We start from the raw sequence: 19,602 nt of genomic DNA, 5'->3' as shown, positions 1-19,602 counted from the left end.
AGCCGTATGCTCCGAGCTCTCTGGCAGGAGTGGGGCATGACGGACGATACAGAACATCCAGCCGAAAGACCTCTGCTCGCAGGACGCTACCGCGTGGACGGTTCGATCGGCCGCGGTGGCATGAGCGAGGTCTTCCACGGCTATGACGAACGGCTGGACCGACGCGTCGCCATCAAGGTGCTTCGCCCGTCGTCGGCGGCTGCGATCCCGGCTTCGCCGGACAGTCCAGAAGCAGCGGAGATCCTTGACGGTCTGGAACGTGACCGTAAGCGGTTCCTACGCGAGATCCGTACCACGGCGCAGCTGGAGCATCCCGGGATTCCTGCGGTCTACGACACGGGAGTTGAAACCGTCCCCGATGGCAGCGTGCAGCTGTGGCTCGTCATGCAGTTGTTGCGCGGCTCGACGCTGGAAGCGGTGCTCGACCGTACGGATTACGACACCGCAGCGCCGAACGTGGCATGGGCAGCGTCGATCGCGGCCCAGATCGCAGCAGTACTAGCGGATGTGCACCGAGTTGACATCGTTCACCGCGACATCAAGCCCTCCAACGTGATCCTCGTCAACGGCGGCTTGGTCAAGATCCTAGACTTCGGCATTGCCATCTTGCGCGGCGCCGGCGCGCTGCCACGTCTGACTCAGATCGACAAGACCGTCGGGACCCCGCCCTATATGTCGCCTGAGCAGTGTCTCGGCAAGGCGGTGACCTTCGCCTCGGACATCTACTCGCTCGGCTGCTTGTTCTACGAGCTGCTCACTGGCGACGTGCCCTTTCACGGGACCGACAGCATGCCGCTGCGGGCCCATCACCTGCAGACACCCGCCCCCTCCGTCCAGAGCCGACGGGCCGACATACCAGGTGCTCTTAGCGCGCTCCTGTCGTCAATGCTCGCGAAGGAACCACGGGAGAGGCCCTCCGCGGAGGCGGTCTACGAGGCTCTGCTGCCCCTGGCATCGACTCCGAGCGTTTCCACTGCAGGCGGCGACGAGAACCGGGACCCGACGCGTCCATTCCGTCGCCCCCTCCTTGCCCCGGCCAGGCAGCGGGAGCAGCCCACGAGCCGAGGAAAGCTCACCGACGCCGAGGCCGAGGAACTGCAGGCGAACGTAAGGGTACTGCTGGAAAACGATCATCCCTCCGAGGCCATCCGGCTGCTCGAGGACGGTGTCGCCCGCGCCGCCCACGATCCGTTCCTGGACCTGCGCCTGCGGCACTTCCTCGCCGCCGCACTTTTCTACGCCAGCGAGTACACCCGTGCCGCCACGCTTTTCGAGGTCGTCGGTCGTGCCTACCGCAAGCATCTGGCCTCGACCGACTCGTACGTCCTTGACTGCGCCTACCACGCAGGCCACGCGTATGCGGAAGTCGACAAACCGGATAAGTCGCTGCCCCAACTCCGCTTCTACGTGCAGAACGCCGACGCCTCAGCGAGCCGCGATACCGCAGACCAAATCCGCGAGTCGCGCTTCGTCATCGCTCAGATGCTCGCCGCCTCGGAACACCTAGACGAAGCTCTTGTGGAACTCGAAGCCGTTCGCCCACTTCTGACCGCCGCCTTCGGTAGCAACTCGACCCAGGCACGTAACCTGGACAAACAAATCCACCGGCTGTCGGAACACATGCGGAGGGAACACTGAACCGCCCCAAACAGTGAGCCGTTTCCAAGCTGGCCTGGCGGGCCGAGAGTTGGACAGTCCTGTATAAGGACGAAACGCCTGGTAGACAGGCTCTCAAGCGAGATCACCCGTGTCCACCAAGAGCGCGACTGAACGTGAGGCTGCAGGAGATCGGGGCGCAGTGGCGACACTGTACCGCCGCACGTCGGACATGGTCGCTCTGGTTCATCTACGGTGCGGTGACACCCACGCCCAGCTCGCCGCCGGGTATCGCAACCGTCTCTCGCTGCATAGCCGCCTCCGAGGCAGGCCAGCTCTTGAGGCTTGTGAGAACTGGCCAGTCTCGACGCCGCCGATTCCCCAGCGAAGGAGGGGCGCACTTCAGCATCATTAGGACGGCAGCGGTAGACCTCTGCGGAGCGCCAAGCGCGCCTGTCCACCGGTTGTCCACCGCGACCCACTGCATAACCTGACCAACTGTCCTAGACAGAGAAACAGCAGGTCAGAGGCACCTCGCCCGCCGGGTCGAGAAAGCGTCACCTGCGACCTACGCATTGAAATGCGTAGGTCGCAGGTGACCGATTAGCCCGGTTTTCAAGACTCACGAATACAAGAAACCCCAGGTCAGAAGCCTGACCTGGGGTTAATTTGAGCCGCCTTCGGGATTCGAACCCGAGACCTACGCATTACGAGTGCGTTGCTCTGGCCAACTGAGCTAAGGCGGCACGCCCTGTCGCACCATGGTGCGATCAGCAGCGTCGCCAAGTCTACACAGTTTCCGGGGGTGCTCCGCACCAGGCCGGTTCGGGGGCGTTCGGGCTGGTCAAGGGTGGGGGTGGGGTGGGGTCAGGTGCACTTTGTGCCGGGCTTGGGCGGGGTGCCGTCGAGGAGGTAGGTGTTGATGGCGGTGTCGATGCAGTCGCTGCCGCGGCCGTAGGCGGTGTGGCCGTCGCCCTCGTAGGTGAGGAGGGTGCCGGAGGAGAGCTGGCCGGCGAGGGACTGGGCCCACTTGTACGGGGTGGCGGGGTCGCGGGTGGTGCCGACGACGACGATGGGGGCGGCGCCCTCGGCCTTGATGCGGTGGGCGGTGCCGGTGGGCGGGACGGGCCAGTGGGCGCAGTTCAGGGCGGCCCAGGCGAAGCCACGGCCGAAGACCGGGGAGGCCTTCTCGAAGGCGGGGAGGGCGCGGGTGACGGCTTCGGGCGAGGTGAAGGCGGGCGGGAGGTCCAGGCAGTTCACGGCGGCGTTGGCGTACATGAGGTTGGTGTACGTGCCGTTGGGCTCGCGCTCGTAGTAGCTGTCGGCCAGGGAGAGCAGGCCGGAGCCGTCGCCCTTCTCGGCGCCGGCGAGCGCGTCGCGGAGCTGGGGCCAGGCCGTCTCGTCGTACATGGCGGCGATGACGCCCGTGGTCGCGAGGGACTCCCCGAGCGGGCGGGAGTCGCCCGTGGGGATCGGCCGGGCGTCCAGGTCGGCGAAGAGCTGCTTCAGCCGGTCCGCCGCGTCGTCGGCCGATCCGGTGCCGAGCGGGCAGTCCTTCTTCTTGACGCAGTCCTCCGCGAAGGAGGTGAACGCGGTCTCGAACCCTGCGGTCTGGTCGCGGTTCATCTCGGCCGACGGGAGCGAGGGGTCCATCGCCCCGTCGAGGACGAGCCGCCCGACGCGGCCGGGGAACAGTTCGGCGTACGTCGCGCCCAGGAACGTCCCGTACGAGGCCCCGACGTAGTGCAGCCGCTCGTCGCCCAGCAGGGCGCGCAGCATGTCCATGTCGCGGGCGGTCTCCACGGTGGAGACGTGCGGCAGGATCTCGCCCGAGCGCTTCTCGCAGCCCGTGGCGAACGTCTCGAAGGCGCCGCTCAGCTTCGCGATCTCCGCCCGGTCGTCCGGCGTCTGGTCGACCTGGGTGTACGCGTCCATCTGCGGGCCCGTGAGGCATTCCACGGGTTCGCTGCGCGCCACGCCGCGCGGGTCGATGGCCACCATGTCGTAGCGGGCGCGGACCGGTGCGGGGTATCCGATCGCCGCGTACCCCTGGAGATAGCCGATCGCGGAGCCGCCGGGGCCGCCCGGGTTCACCAGGAGGGAGCCGATGCGCTTGCCCGGCCCGGTGGCCTTCTTCCGGGAGACCGCGAGCTTGATCGAGTCACCCTCGGGCTTCGCGTAGTCGAGGGGGGCCTTCATCGTCGTGCACTGGAATCCGGGGACACCGCAGTCCCGCCAGCTCAGATGCTGGGCGTAGAACGGTTCGAGCGCCTCCGGTACGGCCGAGGGCGACGCCGAACCCGCCCGCGCCGGGGACGGGGAACCCGTCGTCGAGCTGCCGCCGCTGCAACCGGAGGCGAGGAGGCCGACGGTGCCGAGAACGAGGGCGAGGGTACGGAGCGGGCGCCTGGTGTGCATCTCCGGAGCGTAACCGCCCGGCGACGGCTCGCCCGATTCCCTGCTCTTTCGGGTGATTCAGCGCTGCCCGCCGACGCGTCGGCCGTGGCGCTGTGCTGCGGGAGGGGACGTCAAGCCCGTCCTCAGCCGGCGCGCAGGGCCATCGTCATCGCCTCCACCGCGAGCAGCGGCGCCACGTTCCGGTCGAGGGCCTTGCGGCAGGCGCCCACCGCCTCGATCCGGCGCAGGGTGCGCTCGGGCGTGGACGAACGGACGATCCGGTCCAGGGCGTCCTGCGCGTCGGTGTTGGCGATGGCGATCCCGGAGCCGAGCTGCAGGGCGAGCACATCGCGGTAGAAGCCCGTCAGTTCGGTGAGGGCCAGGTCGAGGCTGTCGCGCTGCGTACGCGTCTTGCGGCGCTTCTGTCGGTCCTCCAGCTCCTTCATCGCACCGGCCGTGCCCCGGGGCATCCGCCCCCCGGCCGCCGCGCCGAGCGCCGCTTTCAGATCCTCGGTCTCCTTGGCGTCGGTCTCCTCGGAGGCCTGCTTCGCCTCCTCGTTGGCGGTGTCGATCAGCTCCTGCGCCGCCTTGAGGCAGCCCCCGATGTCGTCGACGCGCAGCGGCAGCTTCAGGACGGCGGCTCTGCGGGCGCGCGCGCCCTCGTCGGTGGCGAGGCGGCGGGCCCGGCCGATGTGCCCCTGGGTGGCGCGGGCGGCGGCGGCCGCGCGCTCGGGCTCGATGCCGTCGCGCCGGATCAGGACATCGGCCACGGCGTCGACCGACGGGGTACGCAGGCTGAGGTGGCGGCAGCGGGAGCGGATCGTGGGCAGCACGTCCTCCAGCGAGGGCGCGCAGAGCAGCCACACCGTACGCGGAGCGGGCTCCTCCACCGCCTTCAGCAGGACGTTGCCCGCGCCCTCGGTGAGCCGGTCCGCGTCCTCCATGACGATGACCTGCCAGCGGCCCACCGCCGGGGAGAGCTGGGCGCGGCGGACCAGCTCGCGGGTCTCCTTCACACCGATGGAAAGCAGGTCCGTGCGGACCACGTCCACGTCGGCGTGCGTACCGATGAGGCTCGTGTGACAGCCGTCGCAGAAACCGCAGCCCGGCGCACCGCCCAGCGCCCGGTCCGGGCTCGTGCACTGCAGGGCGGCGGCGAAGGCGCGGGCCGCCGTGGATCTGCCGGAGCCCGGCGGGCCGGTGAACAGCCAGGCGTGGGTCATCTTCGAGCCGGGCGGCACCGGCTCGCCCGACGCCTGGGCGCTGACCAGCACATCGGCGTCCCGGGCGGCGGCACCGAGCTGCTCCTGCACGCGGTCCTGGCCGACCAGGTCGTCCCATACGGACATGGGTCACCGCCCTTCCCGTGGTGTGCGGGCCCGCTGCCGCCCGAAACGGCCGCGTGGCCCGCGGTGGCTCGCGCCCCGGCTGCCGCCGTGACGTCGTTCGTCGGTCCGGCTTCCATTGTGGCGGACGGGTCGGACAGTCCGGTCGGACTGCCCCATCGAACAGTCCGGTCCGGCCGGGCCGCCCGCTGGGACAATCCGGTCCGGCCGGTCCGGTCGGGCGACCCGCTCGGACAGTCCAGCCGGGCCGCCCGCCCTCGTCCCACTCCGCCCCTGTCGCCTTCCGCGCCTGTCGTCCTCCGCCCCGGACGCCTTCCCCGTCTTTCGCCCTCCGCCCCGGACGCTTTCCGCGCGCCCGCCGCATGAACGGCGTACGGCCCCCACCCGCCGTAGGGCGGGAGAGGGCCGTCCCGGCCGGGCGCGGGCGGTCACGCGTGCCGCCCTCGTCCGACCGCCGTCAGCGCCTGCGGCGTCCCCGGCCCGTCGGCTCGGGGCCGTCGTCGTCGTGGTCGCCGAGCAGTTCGTCCGCCAGCGAGGGCAGATCGTCCAGCGGGGTCTCCTCCGCCCAGTCGGGGCGAGGGCGACGCGGCCGCCGGGAGGAACCGCGCCGGTCCCGGTCCGTGTCCGGACCGGCCTCCGGGTCGGTGATCTGCGGCAGTTCCCGGGTCCGCTCGTTCTCGCTCTCCGCCGCGGAGGGCGCCGGGTGCTCGTCCCGGAAGATGCCGCGCGGCACCCGGTCGGCGGGGTCGCTGTCCCGGACCGGCCCCCGGCCCGGCTCGCGTACCTGCGGAAGCACCGTCGTCTCGTCCGCCGCACCGGGGTGCGTGGAGGTGTCGGAGATCCGGGGGATCATCGTCGTCTCGTCCTCGTCCGACGACCGGGCGGCGGCCGGCGACGCATCCCGACCCGTCGACGAGGGCGACGAACCGCTCCCCGGCGAGGGCACCGGCTGGGTGACCTCGTTCGGTCCGACGGTGCTCTGCTTCAGGGTGTCCGAGCCGGCCGTACCGTCCCGGTCCTCCGCACCGCCCCTCACGCCTCCGTCCCGACGGACGGCGTCCGGATCGACGATCGGCGTCGGAACCGTCACCTCGTTGTCCGGAACGGACGGGCCGGACGCACCGGACGCGCCGGACGCCCCAGACAATCCAGCTGCCCCTGCTGCCCCAGACGATTCAGCAGCCCCCGCCGCCCCAGACGCCCCAGCCGCCCCGGACGACTCCGACGGCGAAGCAGCCCGCTCCGCAGCACGAGCAGCCGCCTCCTCCGCCGCCCGCTCGGCCTCCGCACGGCGACGAGCGCTCTCGGCCTCCGCACGCTCGGCCTCCGCACGCGCACGGGCGCTCTCGGCCGCGGCCGCGGCCTCCGCCTCGGCCTGGCGGCGGGCGGCCTCGGCCCTCAGCAGGGCCTCCTCCGCCTTGCGCTGCTTCTCCAGCCGCTTGGCCTCGGCCTCCTTGCGGAGCCGGGCCTCCTCCTCGGCCTGGCGACGCAGCCGGGCCTGCTCGGCCTCACGGGCCGCTTCCTCGGCCGCAAGCCTGGCCCGCTCCTCCTCGGCGAGTCGCCGGGCCTCCTCGGCCTGGCGACGGGCCTCCTCCGCCTGGCGTTCGGCCTCGCGCCTGCGGGCCTCTTCCTCCTCGGCGGCCTTGCGGGCCTCCTCCTCGGCGCGGAGCTTGGCGAGCTGTTCCTGGCGCTCGCGCTCCAGCCGCTCCTCCTCCGCCTTGCGCGCGGCCTCCTCCTCGGCCTTGCGCCTGGCCTCTTCCTCGGCGGCCCTGCGGGCCTCCTCGCGGGCCTCGATCTCCGCCTCGGAGAGGGGCAGGACCTGGTCGAGCCGGTGCCGTACGACGGTGGTGATCGCCTCGGGCTCCTGGCCCGCGTCCACCACCAGATAGCGCAGCGGGTCCGCTGCGGCCAGCGTGAGGAAGCCGGAGCGCACGCGGGCGTGGAACTCGGGCGGCTCGGACTCCAGCCGGTCGGGCGCCTCGGTGAACCGTTCCCGCGCGGTCTCCGGGTCGACGTCCAGGAGCACCGTCAGATGCGGGACGAGCCCGCCGGTGGCCCAGCGCGAGATGCGGGCGATCTCGGTCGGCGCCAGATCGCGGCCGGCGCCCTGGTAGGCGACGGAGGAGTCGATGTACCGGTCGGAGATGACGACCGCGCCCCGCTCCAGCGCCGGACGCACCACCGAGTCGACGTGCTCGGCCCGGTCGGCGGCGTACAGCAGCGCCTCGGCGCGGTTGGAGAGCCCGGCCGACGACACGTCGAGCAGGATCGAGCGCAGCCGCTTGCCGACGGGGGTCGCCCCGGGCTCGCGGGTGACGACGACCTCGTGGCCCTTGGCGCGGATCCAGTCGGCGAGCGCCTCGACCTGGGTGGACTTGCCGGCCCCGTCGCCGCCCTCCAGGGCGAGGAAGAAGCCGGTCGCGGCGGGGGCGACCGCCGGGTCGCCGCCGCGCAGCGCCTCACGCAGATCGCGGCGGAGCGGAACACCGGCCCGGTCGTCCGTCCGGGCGAGGACGATCACCGCGACGGGCAGCAGCAGGGCGCCGATCAGCATCAGGGTGAAGGCCGCTCCGCCGTGGGCGAAGACGAAGTCGCCGAGGGTGAGCCGGTGGGTGCCGATGGCGGCGGCCAGCAGCGGGCCGCCGACCGCACCGAGCCCGATCAGGACCCGGACGACGGCCTGGAGGTGTTCGGTGGTCCGGGCCCGCCGGGACTCCTCGGTCTCCTGGTCGATGAGCACATGGCCGGTGTTCGCTGCGACGCCCGCCGCGTATCCGGCGAGTACGGCGATCAGGACGACGGTCGTGGTGTCCGGGACCAGCCCCATCACCAGCAGCGCGACGCCCGTGACGGCGGTGGCCAGCGAGAGCAGACGGCGGCGCGACAGGGTCGGCAGTACCTTCTGGGCGGTGCGGATGCCGACTCCGGTGCCGCCGGTCAGGGCGAGGATCAGCAGCGCGAGGGTGGCGGGGCCGCCGCCCAGGTCGACGGCGTGCAGGACGGCGACGGCGGCCGCGGCCGCGATCGCCCCGGCGACCGCCGCGCAGGTCCCGACGACGAGCGGCACCGCTCCGGTGCGGCCCCGGTCGGGCGTGCCGGACGCGGACGGCCGGCGCAGCCCCTCCAGGGGCGAGCGGGGCCGGGGCGTCGGCGTACCGGGGAATTCCAGGAAGTACACGGTCGACAGCGAGGCCGAGAACAGCCCGGCCGCGACGTAGGACCCCAGCGCCGCCTGGTGGAACGAGAACCAGTCGAGTCCCGATCCGAGCAGATTGCCGACGAAGGTGGCGACCAGCAGCACCGCGGCAGCGGCCGGCACGGCGGCGAAGTCGGTCCGCAGCGACAGCCGTCGCAGCGCGTCGAGGTGGTCGGGCAGCGGGCGCACCGCGGCGCCCTCGATCGGCGGGGCGGGCAGCAGCGCGGGGGCGGCGCTCTCCTTGGCCACCGTCCACAGGCGCTCACCGGTGCCCGTGAGGAAGACGGTGATGAGGATCATCATGAGTGCCTTGTCGGGCATCCAGTCGATCCAGAGGGGGGCGACGACCAGCAGGGCGAGCCTCAGACCGTCGGAGCCGATCATCACCCAGCGCCGGTCGAGAGCCCCGCCGGGTGCGACGAGGGCGGTGAGGGGCCCCAGGAGTACGGCTCCGAAGAGCAGGGTGGAGAGAATCCGGGCACCGAAGACGGCGGCGACGGCGAAGGCCGCCCCGCGGTACCCGGATCCGAAGGAGCCCTCGAGAACCGCTGCCTGGAGCGACAGCAACACCAGCACCAGCAGGGCGAGCGCGTCACCCGTACTGCCGACGAGCTGGGCGCTCCACAACCGCTTCAGCGGGGGAACACGCAACAGGGCACGTACGGCGCGCTCGCGTGAGTCTGCGGCAAGTGTGTCGGAGGTGGGGCTCACGACCGTTGGCTGCTCGGCTCGCGTCATCCGCCCAGCCTATCGGGAGCGGACCGGTGCCCGGGGTCCGCGTCCGAACATACGCCCGCCGCCCCGGCCCGGCGGAACCGCGCCGGGCGGGCCGTACGGGACGGAACCGTCCTGCTCCACAGGGCACGCGGGACCGTGCGGGACGGAACCGTCCCGGCCCGGCCCGCACGCGGAGGCCCGGATTCCGAGCCTCCGGAATCACTCCTCGGTGGACGTGGCCTTCGCCGCGGCCGTCTTCTTCGCGGCCGTGGCCGTCTTCTTGGCCGCCGTCTTCTTGGCGGTCGTCTTCTTCGCGGTCGTCTTCTTCGCGGCGGTCGTCTTCTTGGCCGCGGTCTTCGTCGCCGCCGTCTTCTTCGCGGGGGCCTTCTTCGCCGTCTTCTTCTTGGCGGGCCCCTTGGCGCGCTTCTCGGCGAGCAGCTCGTAGCCGCGCTCCGGGGTGATGTCCTCGACGCTGTCGCCGGTGCGCAGGGTCGCGTTCGTCTCGCCGTCGGTGACGTACGCACCGAAGCGCCCGTCCTTGACGACGACCGGGGCACCGCTCACCGGGTCCGTGCCCAGTTCCTTCAGCGGCGGCTTGGCGGCGGCCCGCCCGCGCTGCTTGGGCTGGGCGTAGATGGCGAGGGCCTCGTCGAGCGTGATGTCGAAGATCTGGTCCTCGGAGGTGAGCGACCGCGAGTCCGTGCCCTTCTTCAGGTACGGGCCGTAGCGGCCGTTCTGCGCGGTGATCTCGACGCCCTCGGCGTCCTCGCCGACGACGCGCGGCAGCGACATGAGCTTCAGCGCGTCGGCCAGCGTCACCGTGTCCAGCGACATCGACTTGAACAGCGAGGCCGTCCGCGGCTTCACCGCGTTCTTGCCGGTCTTCGGCGTGCCCTCGGGCAGCACCTCGGTGACGTACGGGCCGTAGCGGCCGTCCTTGGCGATGATCTGGTTCCCGCTGACCGGGTCCGCGCCGAGTTCGAAGTCGCCGCTGGGCTTGGCCAGCAGCTCCTCCGCGTACTCGACGGACAGCTCGTCGGGCGCCAGGTCCTCGGGGACGTCCGCGCGCTGGTGGCCCTCGGAGTCCTTCTCGCCGCGCTCGATGTACGGGCCGTAGCGGCCGACGCGCAGCTTGATGTCGTTGCCGACAGGGAACGAGGAGATCTCCCGGGCGTCGATCGCTCCGAGGTCCGTGACGAGTTCCTTGAGCCCGCCGAGGTGGTCGCCGTCGCCGTTGCCCGCGTCGGAGGCCGCGCCGGCACCGGAGACGTCGTCGCCGTCCTGCGTACCGAAGTAGAACCGCTTCAGCCACGGCACGGACTGGGCCTCACCGCGGGCGATGCGGTCGAGGTCGTCCTCCATGCGGGCGGTGAAGTCGTAGTCGACGAGCCGGCCGAAGTGCTTCTCCAGCAGGTTGACCACGGCGAACGACAGGAACGACGGCACCAGGGCCGTGCCCTTCTTGAACACGTAGCCGCGGTCGAGGATGGTGCCGATGATCGAGGCGTACGTCGACGGGCGGCCGATCTCGCGCTCTTCCAGCTCCTTGACCAGCGAGGCCTCGGTGTAGCGGGCCGGGGGCTTGGTCGCGTGGCCGTCGACGGTGATCTCGTCGGCGGAGAGCGCGTCGCCCTCGGCCACCTGCGGCAGCCGGCGCTCGCGGTCGTCCAGCTCGGCGTTCGGGTCGTCGGCGCCCTCGACGTACGCCTTCATGAAGCCGTGGAAGGTGATCGTCTTGCCGGACGCGGAGAACTCGGCGTCCCGGCCGTCGCTCGCCCGGCCGCCGATCTTGACGGTGACCGAGTTGCCGGTCGCGTCCTTCATCTGGGAGGCGACGGTCCGCTTCCAGATCAGCTCGTAGAGCCGGAACTGGTCACCGGTGAGGCCGGTCTCGGCAGGGGTGCGGAAGCGGTCGCCGGAGGGGCGGATCGCCTCGTGCGCCTCCTGCGCGTTCTTGACCTTCCCGGCGTACGTGCGCGGCTTGTCCGGCAGGTAGTTCGCGCCGTACAGCTGCGTGACCTGGGCACGGGCCGCGGAGACCGCGGTGTCCGAGAGGGTCGTGGAGTCGGTACGCATATAGGTGATGAAGCCGTTCTCGTACAGCTTCTGCGCGACCTGCATGGTGGCCTTCGCCCCGAAGCCCAGCTTCCGGCTCGCCTCCTGCTGGAGGGTCGTGGTGCGGAAGGGCGCGTACGGGGAGCGGCGGTACGGCTTCGACTCGACGGAGCGGACGGCGAACGAGGAGTCGGCGAGCGCGGCGGCCAGGGCGCGGGCGTTCGTCTCGTCCAGGTGCAGGGTCTGGGCCGAGGACGCCTTGAGCTGCCCGTCCGGACCGAAGTCGCGGCCCTGGGCGATGCGCCGGCCGTCGACCGCGCTGAGGCGCGCGGTGAACATCGAGGGGTCCGAGGCGTCGCCGGAACGGCCGGTGGCGAACTTTCCGGTCAGGTCCCAGTACTCGGCGGAGCGGAAGGCGATGCGCTCGCGCTCCCGCTCGACGACGAGCCGGGTGGCGACGGACTGGACGCGGCCCGCCGAGAGCTTCGGCATGACCTTCTTCCACAGGACCGGCGAGACCTCGTAGCCGTAGAGGCGGTCGAGGATGCGGCGGGTCTCCTGGGCGTCGACCATGCGCTGGTTGAGCTCGCGCGGGTTGGCGACGGCGGCCCTGATGGCGTCCTTGGTGATCTCGTGGAAGACCATCCGGTGGACCGGGACCTTGGGCCGCAGGACTTCCTGGAGGTGCCACGCGATGGCCTCGCCCTCGCGGTCCTCATCGGTGGCGAGGAAGAGTTCGTCGGACTCGGCCAGCAGCTGCTTCAGCTTCCTGACCTGGGCCTTCTTGTCGGCGTTGACGACGTAGATCGGCTGGAAGTCGTGCTCGACGTCCACCCCGAGGCGGCGCACCTCACCGGTGTACTCGTCCGGCACCTCGGCGGCGCCGTTCGGGAGGTCGCGGATGTGCCCGACGCTCGCCTCGACGACGTATCCGGGCCCGAGATAGCCCTTGATCGTCTTCGCCTTGGCAGGCGACTCGACGATGACGAGTCGGCGGCCGCCCTGTGCGGTCTCGCTGGTCGGGGACAACTTCGCTCTTCTCTCCGGTCGACGCTCGGTGGGCCTCAGGGCAGCGTGACGACGCTGCCGACAGTGCTGTCGCTGCGGAGTGTGACGGTACAACCCGCCCCCGTGTCAAACGGCAAAAGCCCGCAACGGCCACTCGAACGGTAACCCGACTTCCGCCATTCCTGCCGCCCGGCCCGCTCGGTCCGCCCGGCGCACGGCGTCTGCCTGCGGGTTTCGCGGGGGCCCGGCCGCCCCGTGGGCGCCGGATGCGATCGGCGGCCGGTCCGGGCGTGTTCCGGAGCGGCGTACGGGGTCCCGGAGGGCTTCCCCGCACGGGACGGCCGGAACGGTGGCGGTTCAGATCCGGGTGAGGCACCACACGCCGAGGACGAGAAAAAGTACGCCGAACACAGTCGCGAGAACGGTGGAGGCGACGGGGCTCACCCCGTGCGCCACCGGCGCGCGGCGTACTGCGCGCGCCCCCGTCCACCACAGCAGTGCGCCGCCGAACAGCGCGAACGCCGTTCCGGCGAAAACGGCAGGTCCGCTCTCCATACGCCCACGCTCCCGGTCCCCCGCGGCCCGGCCGGGTCCGGTCGCCCGCCCGCCGCCGCTCGATGCCCGGGGAGAGTCCCACCGCGGAACGTCGCGGACACGAACAGCGGGTGAACGGGCGATCCGGTGGCGGGGCCGGGGCCGGCGGTACGGGGCGCGACGCGACGTGCGGTGGGGTGGGCCGGGGCCGGTGGACGGGGTCGGACGGACGGCCGGCGGGACCGCGTCTCACATCACGTCGAGCGTGGCCCGGCGGCGGCTGCCGCGTTCGAACACCGCGAGCAGGAGGACGGCGACGACCACGTACCCCGCCCCCGTGGCCAGCTCGGCGGCGAGGTCCCGGCCGTCGAGTCCGGCCCCCGTGGACAACTCGCGTGCGGCGTCGGCCGCGTGCGTCATCGGCAGGACGTCCCCGACGGCCCGCATCCAGCCGGGCAGCTCCCCTCGCGGCACATTGGCTCCGGTCAGGAGCAGCAGTACGGAACTGGCCACGTTCGAGATGAGGAAGACATCACGGAACCGCAGCCCCAGAGCCCCCAGCGCCAGCCCGAAGGCGGAGCATCCGGCAGCCGCCGCGAGCAGCACCGCACCCAGTCCGGGCAGGGCCCCAACCGGAATCCGCAGCCCCAGCAGCAGGCATGCCACGGACAGTGTGAAGACGCTGATGACAAGGCCGTTCAGTACATACGGCAGCGCGCGCCCGAACCAGAGCGGAGCCCTGTTCCGGGGGCTCAGCAGCACCGCTCCGAGCGTGCCGTACCGGCGCTCGTTGGCGATCGCCATCGTGCCGCCGTACACACAGGCGGTCGAGGCCGAGACGACGGCGTTGCCGAGCAGGTAGAAACGGTCGTCGGCCACCTGGAGCTGGCGCCCCAGGAAGACGAAGAACAGCAGTTGCAGCAGCGGGCCGACCAGCAGGGTCCCGATGAACATGGGCGGCGTCGTCCAGTTGAACAGCGCCCGGTACGAGAGCGCGCCCCCGACCACGACGAGCCGCAGCGCGGACACGGTCCTCGCGACGAGCCCCCGCGGGGCGGTCCCCCCGGGCACGGGAGGGAACTCCGGGTCCGCGGCGGCGGCCGGAACCGGTGTGAGGCCAGACATGACGGGTCAACTCCTGGTGTGAACGCGACAGAGAAATGCGGAACGGCGGGACTTGCCGGCGGTCGGGCCGGCGGGCTCCGCCTCAGGCGATGACGGCGGACTGCGGGCCGGCGGGTCGGCGGACCGGCGGGTCGGCGGGTCGGCGGACCGGCGGGCTCCGCCTCAGGCGAGGGCGAGTGTGGCGGCCGCCCGTGCCCGCCGTTCGACGCGCCCGAGAACGAGCACGGCGAGCAGCGCGTACGCCGTACCGAGCCCCACGGCCACGGCCATCGGGACCAGCACCCCGGCGCTCCCGGACCCGCCCGACGTCGCGGCGTGCACCGCCTTCGACCCCCAGGTGGTGGGCAGCGCCCAGGACACCGGACGCGTCCAGTCCGGAAGCACGGTGACGGGCACGAGCATCCCGGAGAGCAGCCACACGGGCGCGTCCAGCGGATTGGCCAGCGCGTTGGCGTTCCGCAGCAGGACGAACGTGGCCGCGAGCAGCAGCCCCATCATCCCGAGCGCCAGCACGCACACGGGCACGGCGGCCAGGAACAACAGCGGATGCGCGAAGTCCAGCGGTACGCCGAAGAGCACCGCGCCCCAGATCACCGTCGCCCCCATGGCGTAGGTGCCGATGACGGCGGTGGCCAGGGTGATCGGCAGCAGCACGAGCCAGAGCGGTGTGGGCGAGGCGACCAGGGTCTCCAGCGTGCCCAGCCAGCGCTGGTTCTGCACGGCGCCGCCGGAGCCGAACAGCACCGACGACCAGATCCCCATCAGCCCCGCCCCGACGGCCGCGGTGAGCAGCCGGTCCGGATCGTCGGCGGCCCGGAAGAGATAGACGGCGAGCGTCGCGTAGACCAGCGGAACGAGGACGGCGAAGGTGATTTCGATCGGTGAACGGCTCATGTACGAGACATGGGTACGTACCCCGACGACGATCAGGCGCAACGCCCGCACCGGCGTCATACGGCGACCCCGTCCCCGGACCGGCCGGACCTCACGGACACCGCCCCGTCACCCCGTTCCGATTCCGCTCCCGTTTCCAGTTCCGTTCCTGGTTCCCTTTCCGGTTCCGTTTCCGGTTCCGTTTCCGGCTCTGCCTCTGATCCCGCCGCGTCCTCCGCCTCGGACTCCTCCACGATCGCTATATAGGCGTCCTCCAACGTGGGTTCACGTGTGACGACGCTTCCGACGCGCACCCCGTCCAGCACGGCCAGCACCTGCGTGTGCAGCTCCGCCCCGCGTTCCGTCTGCACGATGACGGCCTGTCGGCTGCCCCGGTCCTCGGCTGCGACCCCGTGCACACCGGGCAGCTTCCGGATCCGGTCGAGATGTTCCTCCCCCGCCCCGTACGCCTCGATCTCCAGCACGCCCCGTTCCTGGACCCGCGCCTTGAGCCGGTCCGGGGTGCCGAGGGCGCGGATGGTTCCCCCGGCGATGACGGCGATCCGGTCGCACAACTCGTCGGCCTCGGCCATGTAGTGCGTGGTCAGCAGCACGGTGGTACCGGCCGCCCGCAGATCGGCGACGGTACGCCGCAGATCGCGCGCGGCCACCGGGTCGACGCCGATGGACGGTTCGTCGAGGAACAGGACATCCGGCCGGTGCAGCAGCCCGCGAGCGATGTGCAGCCGCTGCCGCATCCCGCGCGAGTACCCCTCGACGCGCTCCTTCTCCCGGCCCGTGAGGCCCACCAGATCGAGGAGTTCGGCGATCCGCCGCTTCTGTTCGCGGGGTTCGACGGCGTACAGCTCGGCGAAGTAGCGCAGATTGTCGAGGGCGGAGAGCCGGTCGTACAGACCTCGGTCCCCGCCGAAGACATAGCCGATCCTGCGGCGCACGGCGACGGGGTCGCCCGCCACGTCGTGCCCCAGCACCCTCGCGGTGCCGGAGGTGGGCAGCAGCAGGGTGTTGAGCATCTTGATGGTGGTGGTCTTGCCGGCACCGTTGGGGCCGAGCAGTCCGAAGAGCTCGCCGCGCGCCACCTCGAAGGTGACCCCGCGCACGGCCTCGGTCTCGGTCCGGCGCGGTCGCAGGAATCCGCTCCGGCTGATGTAGGTGCGGCGCAGGTTCTCCGCCTCGATCGCAAGCATGGCCGCGACGCTAGGACTCCCCGCCGGGCGCCCGCCATCGATTCGGGGGCCACCGAATCCTCGCGGCCCGTCCGGGCCCCGGGACCCGGCCCCGCCTCCGTGTGCCGTTCCGCCCGCGTCCTCCCTCAGGAGACGGCGTGCAGGACGTCCTCCCCCGAAAGCAGCGCCAGCAGGGCCCGGCCGCTGTCCGTGAGCTGGTAGTACACGCTGCGGCCGATCCGGTGCCGGGTGACGACGTCCGCCTCGGCGAGGACGGAGAGATGCTCCGACACCGTGCTGGGTGCCAGCCCCAGCCGGTCGGCTATCCCGGCCGTGGTCAGCGGACCGCCGAGCTGGCGCAGGACCGAGGCCCGGCCGCGACCCAGCAGCAGCCCGAGCCGGTCCCCGCCCTCGGGGCGTCCGGCGGGACGCTCGCGGAGCGCCGCCGCACCCCGGGCCTGGAAGGAGACGGCCAGCACCTCGGGGTCGTCGGTGGAGTAGAGCCGGCAGCCCTCGGCGAAGACGAGCGGCACGAGCAGCAGCCGCCGCTCCCCCGCCCGGTACTCGGCGTCGATGTGCTTGGTCAGTTCCAGCACCGGCGGCGTCCATCGGGCGCGGCTCTCCAGGCCGGTGAAGAGCGCGTCGATCCCCTCCGTCGCGAAGGTCCGGGCCCTGATGAGCACCTCGTCCTCGACCAGCCGGCGCATGGTGGGCCAGTGCGCCGCCATGGCGCCCTCCCAGTACGCCGCGTACGCGTCGGCGAGGGCCGCGCAGGCCTCCTCCGGGTCCGTCAGATACGGGCGGATCAGGGGGTGGTCCTCCAGCCCCGCGTAGTGCTCGGCGACGCCCGCCCGGACGACGGCGGCGGGGGTGGCGCGCACCGCGTCCAGCTCCGTCTCGACCGCGGTGGCCCCGAACGGGCGCGGCAGCAGGAAGTCCGGGAACTGGTCCGGCCCGTCGATCAGCAGTCGGAGCGGCTCCGTCCGGTCGTCCTCGCGCAGCACCGCGCGGGCCTGTGCCGCCCATTCCTCGTAGGGCCAGGAGGGCGTGCGGTGCGGCATGACCAGATGCAGGCTGCAGAAGGCGTCCCACAGCGGGCTGATGGTGATCCGCGTCGCGCCGAGCGCGGCCTCGTCCAGCTCGATACGGATCATCCGGTCGCCCGCCCGCCCGGGGGCAGGGGCTCCAGGAAGCCCTCCTCGACGAGCAGCCGGATGGCCTGCGGGGTGCGGTCGCGCAGCAGTACCGGGTCCTCGTTCATCACCTGGGCGATGGCGTCCAGGATCCGGCCCGCGGGCAGCGAGCCGTCGCACACGCCCGCGAACCCGGCGCCGACGGCGTCCACACGTGTCGCGCGGCGCATGCCCCGGTTCTGACGGAGCACCACATGCTCCGGGTCCTCCGCCCCGGGCATGCCGACCTGCTCCTGCACGACCTCCGCGGCCAGCGTGAAGTGACCGGCCAGGAGCGCCGCGTCGTCCTGCTCGCGCAGATAGTCCTGGCGGGCGAAGTGGGCCTCGACGGCCGGGCCGAGGGGCTGTTCCACCGCGTGCGGCCACTCCTCGATGACGATCGAGGGCGCTCCCGCCCCGGCCGCGGCGGACTTGCGCAGGGTGATCCAGCCGAAGCCGACGGCCTTCGTGCCCGAGGCCTCGAACGCGTCCAGCCAGGCGTCGTACCGTGCGGCGTACTCCGCCGGGTCCGTGCGGTGGTCACCGCCGTCCCGCAGCCACAGCTCCGCGTACTGCGTGATGTCCTGCACCTCGCGCTGGACGATCCAGGCGTCGCAGCCGTCCGGCACCCAGGAACGCACCCGGTCCTGCCACTCCTCGTCCCCGGTGTGCTGCCAGTTGGCCAGGAAGTGCGCGTAGCCGCCGTCGTTGAGCCGGTCGCCCGTCCGCCGCACGAGGGTCCGGCACAGCTCGTCGCCCTCCATGCCGCCGTCCCGGTAGGTGAGGCGGGCGCCGGGCGAGATGACGAAGGGCGGGTTGGAGACGATCAGGTCGAACGTCTCCGAGGCGACCGGGTCGTAGAGCGAACCCTCGCGCAGACCGGCCGGGGCGGCGCCGGACAGGGCGAGGGTGAGCCGGGTGAAGTCCAGGGCGCGGGGGTTGAGATCCGTGGCGGTGACCCTGGTGGCGTGCTGCGAGGCGTGCAGCGCCTGGATGCCGGAGCCCGTGCCGACGTCGAGGGCCGAGGCGACAGGACGGCGGACCGTGATCCCCGCGAGGGTGGTGGAGGCCCCGCCGATGCCGAGGACGACGCCTTCCTCGCGCGAGCCGATGCCTCCCGCCCCTCCGACCGCGCATCCGAGGTCGGAGACGATGAACCAGTCCTGGCCGTCCGGACCGCCGTACGGCCGGACATCGACGGTGGCACGCACCTCTCCCTCGTACGAGGTCAGCCAGCCGTCGGCCAGGCACTCCTCCAGCGGCAGCACGGCGGCCGCCCGCTCGGCCGGCACCGGCCGCTGGAGCAGGAAGAGGCGGACGAGGGTGTCGAGCGGGGAGTCCCCCCGGGTCGCCCGCAGGGCCGGCACGGTCTCGCTGCGGGCGAGCGCGGTGTAGGCGGGGGCGCCGAGCAGGTCGAGCAGGCCGTCGGCGGTGAAGTCGGCGGCGAGCAGGGCTTCGCGGAGTGGGGACGCGTGGGCTGCGGCGGGAAGGCTGGTCTTACTCACATCACCCATTGTGAGGGCTCCCACTGACAACGGCAGCGGCCCGGCAGGACCGGCGGGTCCGGCCGGGCCGTGCGCCCGTGCGCTACGCCTTCTTGCTGGGCGAGGGAGAGGCTTCCTTCGACGCGCCGGCCGACGGCGGAGCCGAGGCGGTGGGCTTCTGGCAGCCCTCCTGCTTGGCCATGGCGGTGCCGACCTCACCGGACTGGAGCTTCTTCAGCGCCTGGTCGCCGTTGGTGCTGATCTTGTTCAGCTCGTCCGCGATGCCCTTGAGACCGTCGGCGAACTTCGCCTGGTCCTTCGTGTCGAGCGCGTCGACCTTCTTCTGCAGGTCGGCGTAGGCCGCGGAGGAGGCGTTGAGCTCCTTCACGGCCTCCTTCTGCGTCGTCTCGCCGTCGTCGACCGGCGGCGGGCCCGCCGAGTCGACCGCGGTGCCGAGCGCCTTGTACGCCTGCGAGATCTGCTGGAAGGCGGCCGAGTCGGTCTGCTGGACGTCGGCGGGCTTGCTGTTGTCGGCGGTCTGCTGCTGGATGGACGCGTTGGCGTTCGCGATCTTCTGCAGCTGGGGCTGGACCTGGTCGCAGACCTTCTTGGCCCAGTCGTTCACCTTGTCGTCGCTGTCGTCGCCGCCGCAGCCCGACAGCATCAGCACGAGTACCGCACCGCCGGACAGCGCGGCCGCACACTTCTTGTTCACCGGATTGGTCCCTTCCAAGGCTCTCGGCCCCGGAACTTACACGGCGAACGGCCTCCATCCGGGTGCCGGGCGTCCGATGGATCGGCTTTTGCAGCCATTTGCACCAAGGAGAACGAGGGAGATACAACTCACCCACACGGCCCCCGGATTCGGGAACACCCGCCCGAATCACCACTCGTACGGGTGGTTCCGATGAG

At 71.8% G+C, this 19,602-nt stretch carries 12 protein-coding genes and 1 tRNA gene; 1 reads left to right on the top strand and 12 read right to left on the bottom strand.

The genetic code is table 11. The features are described from left to right. The first annotated feature begins 36 nt into the window (after positions 1 to 36). Positions 37 to 1,638, top strand: a complete 1,602-nt coding sequence (locus ACFVDM_RS31945; RefSeq protein WP_383648569.1) for a serine/threonine-protein kinase — start codon at positions 37 to 39, stop codon at positions 1,636 to 1,638. Positions 1,639 to 2,268: 630 nt separating this feature from the next. Here ACFVDM_RS31945 and ACFVDM_RS31940 read toward each other — a convergent pair. From ACFVDM_RS31940 to ACFVDM_RS31885, 12 genes are all read right to left on the bottom strand, one after another. Further along, a tRNA-Thr gene (locus ACFVDM_RS31940) sits at positions 2,269 to 2,342 on the bottom strand. A 121-nt stretch (positions 2,343 to 2,463) separates the two neighbouring features. Continuing rightward, positions 2,464 to 4,014, bottom strand: a complete 1,551-nt coding sequence (locus ACFVDM_RS31935) for an alpha/beta hydrolase (RefSeq protein ID WP_383648566.1) — start codon at positions 4,012 to 4,014, stop codon at positions 2,464 to 2,466. Between the two features lie 122 nt (positions 4,015 to 4,136). After that, the gene (locus ACFVDM_RS31930) at positions 4,137 to 5,342 is read right to left on the bottom strand and encodes a DNA polymerase III subunit delta' (RefSeq protein ID WP_383648564.1); all 1,206 of its coding nucleotides are present in this window, start codon (positions 5,340 to 5,342) and stop codon (positions 4,137 to 4,139) included. A gap of 454 nt (positions 5,343 to 5,796) precedes the next feature. Beyond that, positions 5,797 to 9,273: a dTMP kinase gene (gene tmk / locus ACFVDM_RS31925; RefSeq protein WP_383648562.1), complete on the bottom strand. Its 3,477-nt coding sequence runs from the start codon at positions 9,271 to 9,273 to the stop codon at positions 5,797 to 5,799. Between the two features lie 198 nt (positions 9,274 to 9,471). Next, a complete protein-coding gene (gene topA, locus ACFVDM_RS31920; RefSeq protein ID WP_383648560.1) occupies positions 9,472 to 12,336 on the bottom strand; it encodes a type I DNA topoisomerase in 2,865 nt (954 codons plus the stop codon). Positions 12,337 to 12,672: 336 nt separating this feature from the next. Beyond that, positions 12,673 to 12,870 (bottom strand): hypothetical protein, encoded by a 198-nt coding sequence (locus ACFVDM_RS31915; protein WP_383648558.1) that lies wholly within the window; start codon positions 12,868 to 12,870, stop codon positions 12,673 to 12,675. 228 nt (positions 12,871 to 13,098) lie between these two features. Next, positions 13,099 to 13,974, bottom strand: coding sequence for an ABC transporter permease (locus tag ACFVDM_RS31910; protein ID WP_383648556.1), 876 nt, complete (start codon positions 13,972 to 13,974; stop codon positions 13,099 to 13,101). 162 nt (positions 13,975 to 14,136) lie between these two features. Then, positions 14,137 to 14,928: an ABC transporter permease gene (locus tag ACFVDM_RS31905; protein ID WP_383648554.1), complete on the bottom strand. Its 792-nt coding sequence runs from the start codon at positions 14,926 to 14,928 to the stop codon at positions 14,137 to 14,139. After that, complete coding sequence (locus tag ACFVDM_RS31900; RefSeq protein WP_383648552.1) at positions 14,925 to 16,055, bottom strand: ATP-binding cassette domain-containing protein; 1,131 nt, start codon at positions 16,053 to 16,055, stop codon at positions 14,925 to 14,927. The genes ACFVDM_RS31905 and ACFVDM_RS31900 overlap by 4 nt, the downstream gene beginning before the upstream one ends. Positions 16,056 to 16,180: 125 nt before the next feature. Further along, entirely contained in the window at positions 16,181 to 17,188 is a 1,008-nt protein-coding gene (locus tag ACFVDM_RS31895) for a winged helix-turn-helix domain-containing protein (RefSeq protein WP_383648550.1), read from the bottom strand. Beyond that, complete coding sequence (locus ACFVDM_RS31890; protein ID WP_383648548.1) at positions 17,185 to 18,720, bottom strand: methyltransferase; 1,536 nt, start codon at positions 18,718 to 18,720, stop codon at positions 17,185 to 17,187. The genes ACFVDM_RS31895 and ACFVDM_RS31890 overlap by 4 nt, the downstream gene beginning before the upstream one ends. Before the next feature lie 73 nt (positions 18,721 to 18,793). Further along, complete coding sequence (locus ACFVDM_RS31885) at positions 18,794 to 19,405, bottom strand: small secreted protein (RefSeq protein WP_383648546.1); 612 nt, start codon at positions 19,403 to 19,405, stop codon at positions 18,794 to 18,796. Positions 19,406 to 19,602 lie beyond the last annotated feature (197 nt).

Source organism: Streptomyces sp. NPDC057682 (assembly GCF_042799575.1).
In the GTDB taxonomy this organism is placed as follows: domain Bacteria; phylum Actinomycetota; class Actinomycetes; order Streptomycetales; family Streptomycetaceae; genus Streptomyces.
The sequence above is the reverse complement of the archived record's forward strand: the minus strand, read 5'-3'. Positions and strand labels throughout refer to the sequence as shown.

What these genes read in the sequence shown, in the direction of transcription:
- ACFVDM_RS31905 (WP_383648554.1), bottom strand. Translation starts at nt 14,928, where the DNA reads ATGACGCCGGTGCGGGCGTTGCGCCTGATCGTCGTCGGGGTACGTACC.
- tmk (WP_383648562.1), bottom strand. Translation starts at nt 9,273, where the DNA reads ATGACGCGAGCCGAGCAGCCAACGGTCGTGAGCCCCACCTCCGACACA.
- ACFVDM_RS31890 (WP_383648548.1), bottom strand. Translation starts at nt 18,720, where the DNA reads ATGGGTGATGTGAGTAAGACCAGCCTTCCCGCCGCAGCCCACGCGTCC.
- ACFVDM_RS31895 (WP_383648550.1), bottom strand. Translation starts at nt 17,188, where the DNA reads ATGATCCGTATCGAGCTGGACGAGGCCGCGCTCGGCGCGACGCGGATC.
- ACFVDM_RS31900 (WP_383648552.1), bottom strand. Translation starts at nt 16,055, where the DNA reads ATGCTTGCGATCGAGGCGGAGAACCTGCGCCGCACCTACATCAGCCGG.
- ACFVDM_RS31915 (WP_383648558.1), bottom strand. Translation starts at nt 12,870, where the DNA reads ATGGAGAGCGGACCTGCCGTTTTCGCCGGAACGGCGTTCGCGCTGTTC.
- ACFVDM_RS31945 (WP_383648569.1), top strand. Translation starts at nt 37, where the DNA reads ATGACGGACGATACAGAACATCCAGCCGAAAGACCTCTGCTCGCAGGA.
- ACFVDM_RS31930 (WP_383648564.1), bottom strand. Translation starts at nt 5,342, where the DNA reads ATGTCCGTATGGGACGACCTGGTCGGCCAGGACCGCGTGCAGGAGCAG.
- ACFVDM_RS31935 (WP_383648566.1), bottom strand. Translation starts at nt 4,014, where the DNA reads ATGCACACCAGGCGCCCGCTCCGTACCCTCGCCCTCGTTCTCGGCACC.
- ACFVDM_RS31910 (WP_383648556.1), bottom strand. Translation starts at nt 13,974, where the DNA reads ATGTCTGGCCTCACACCGGTTCCGGCCGCCGCCGCGGACCCGGAGTTC.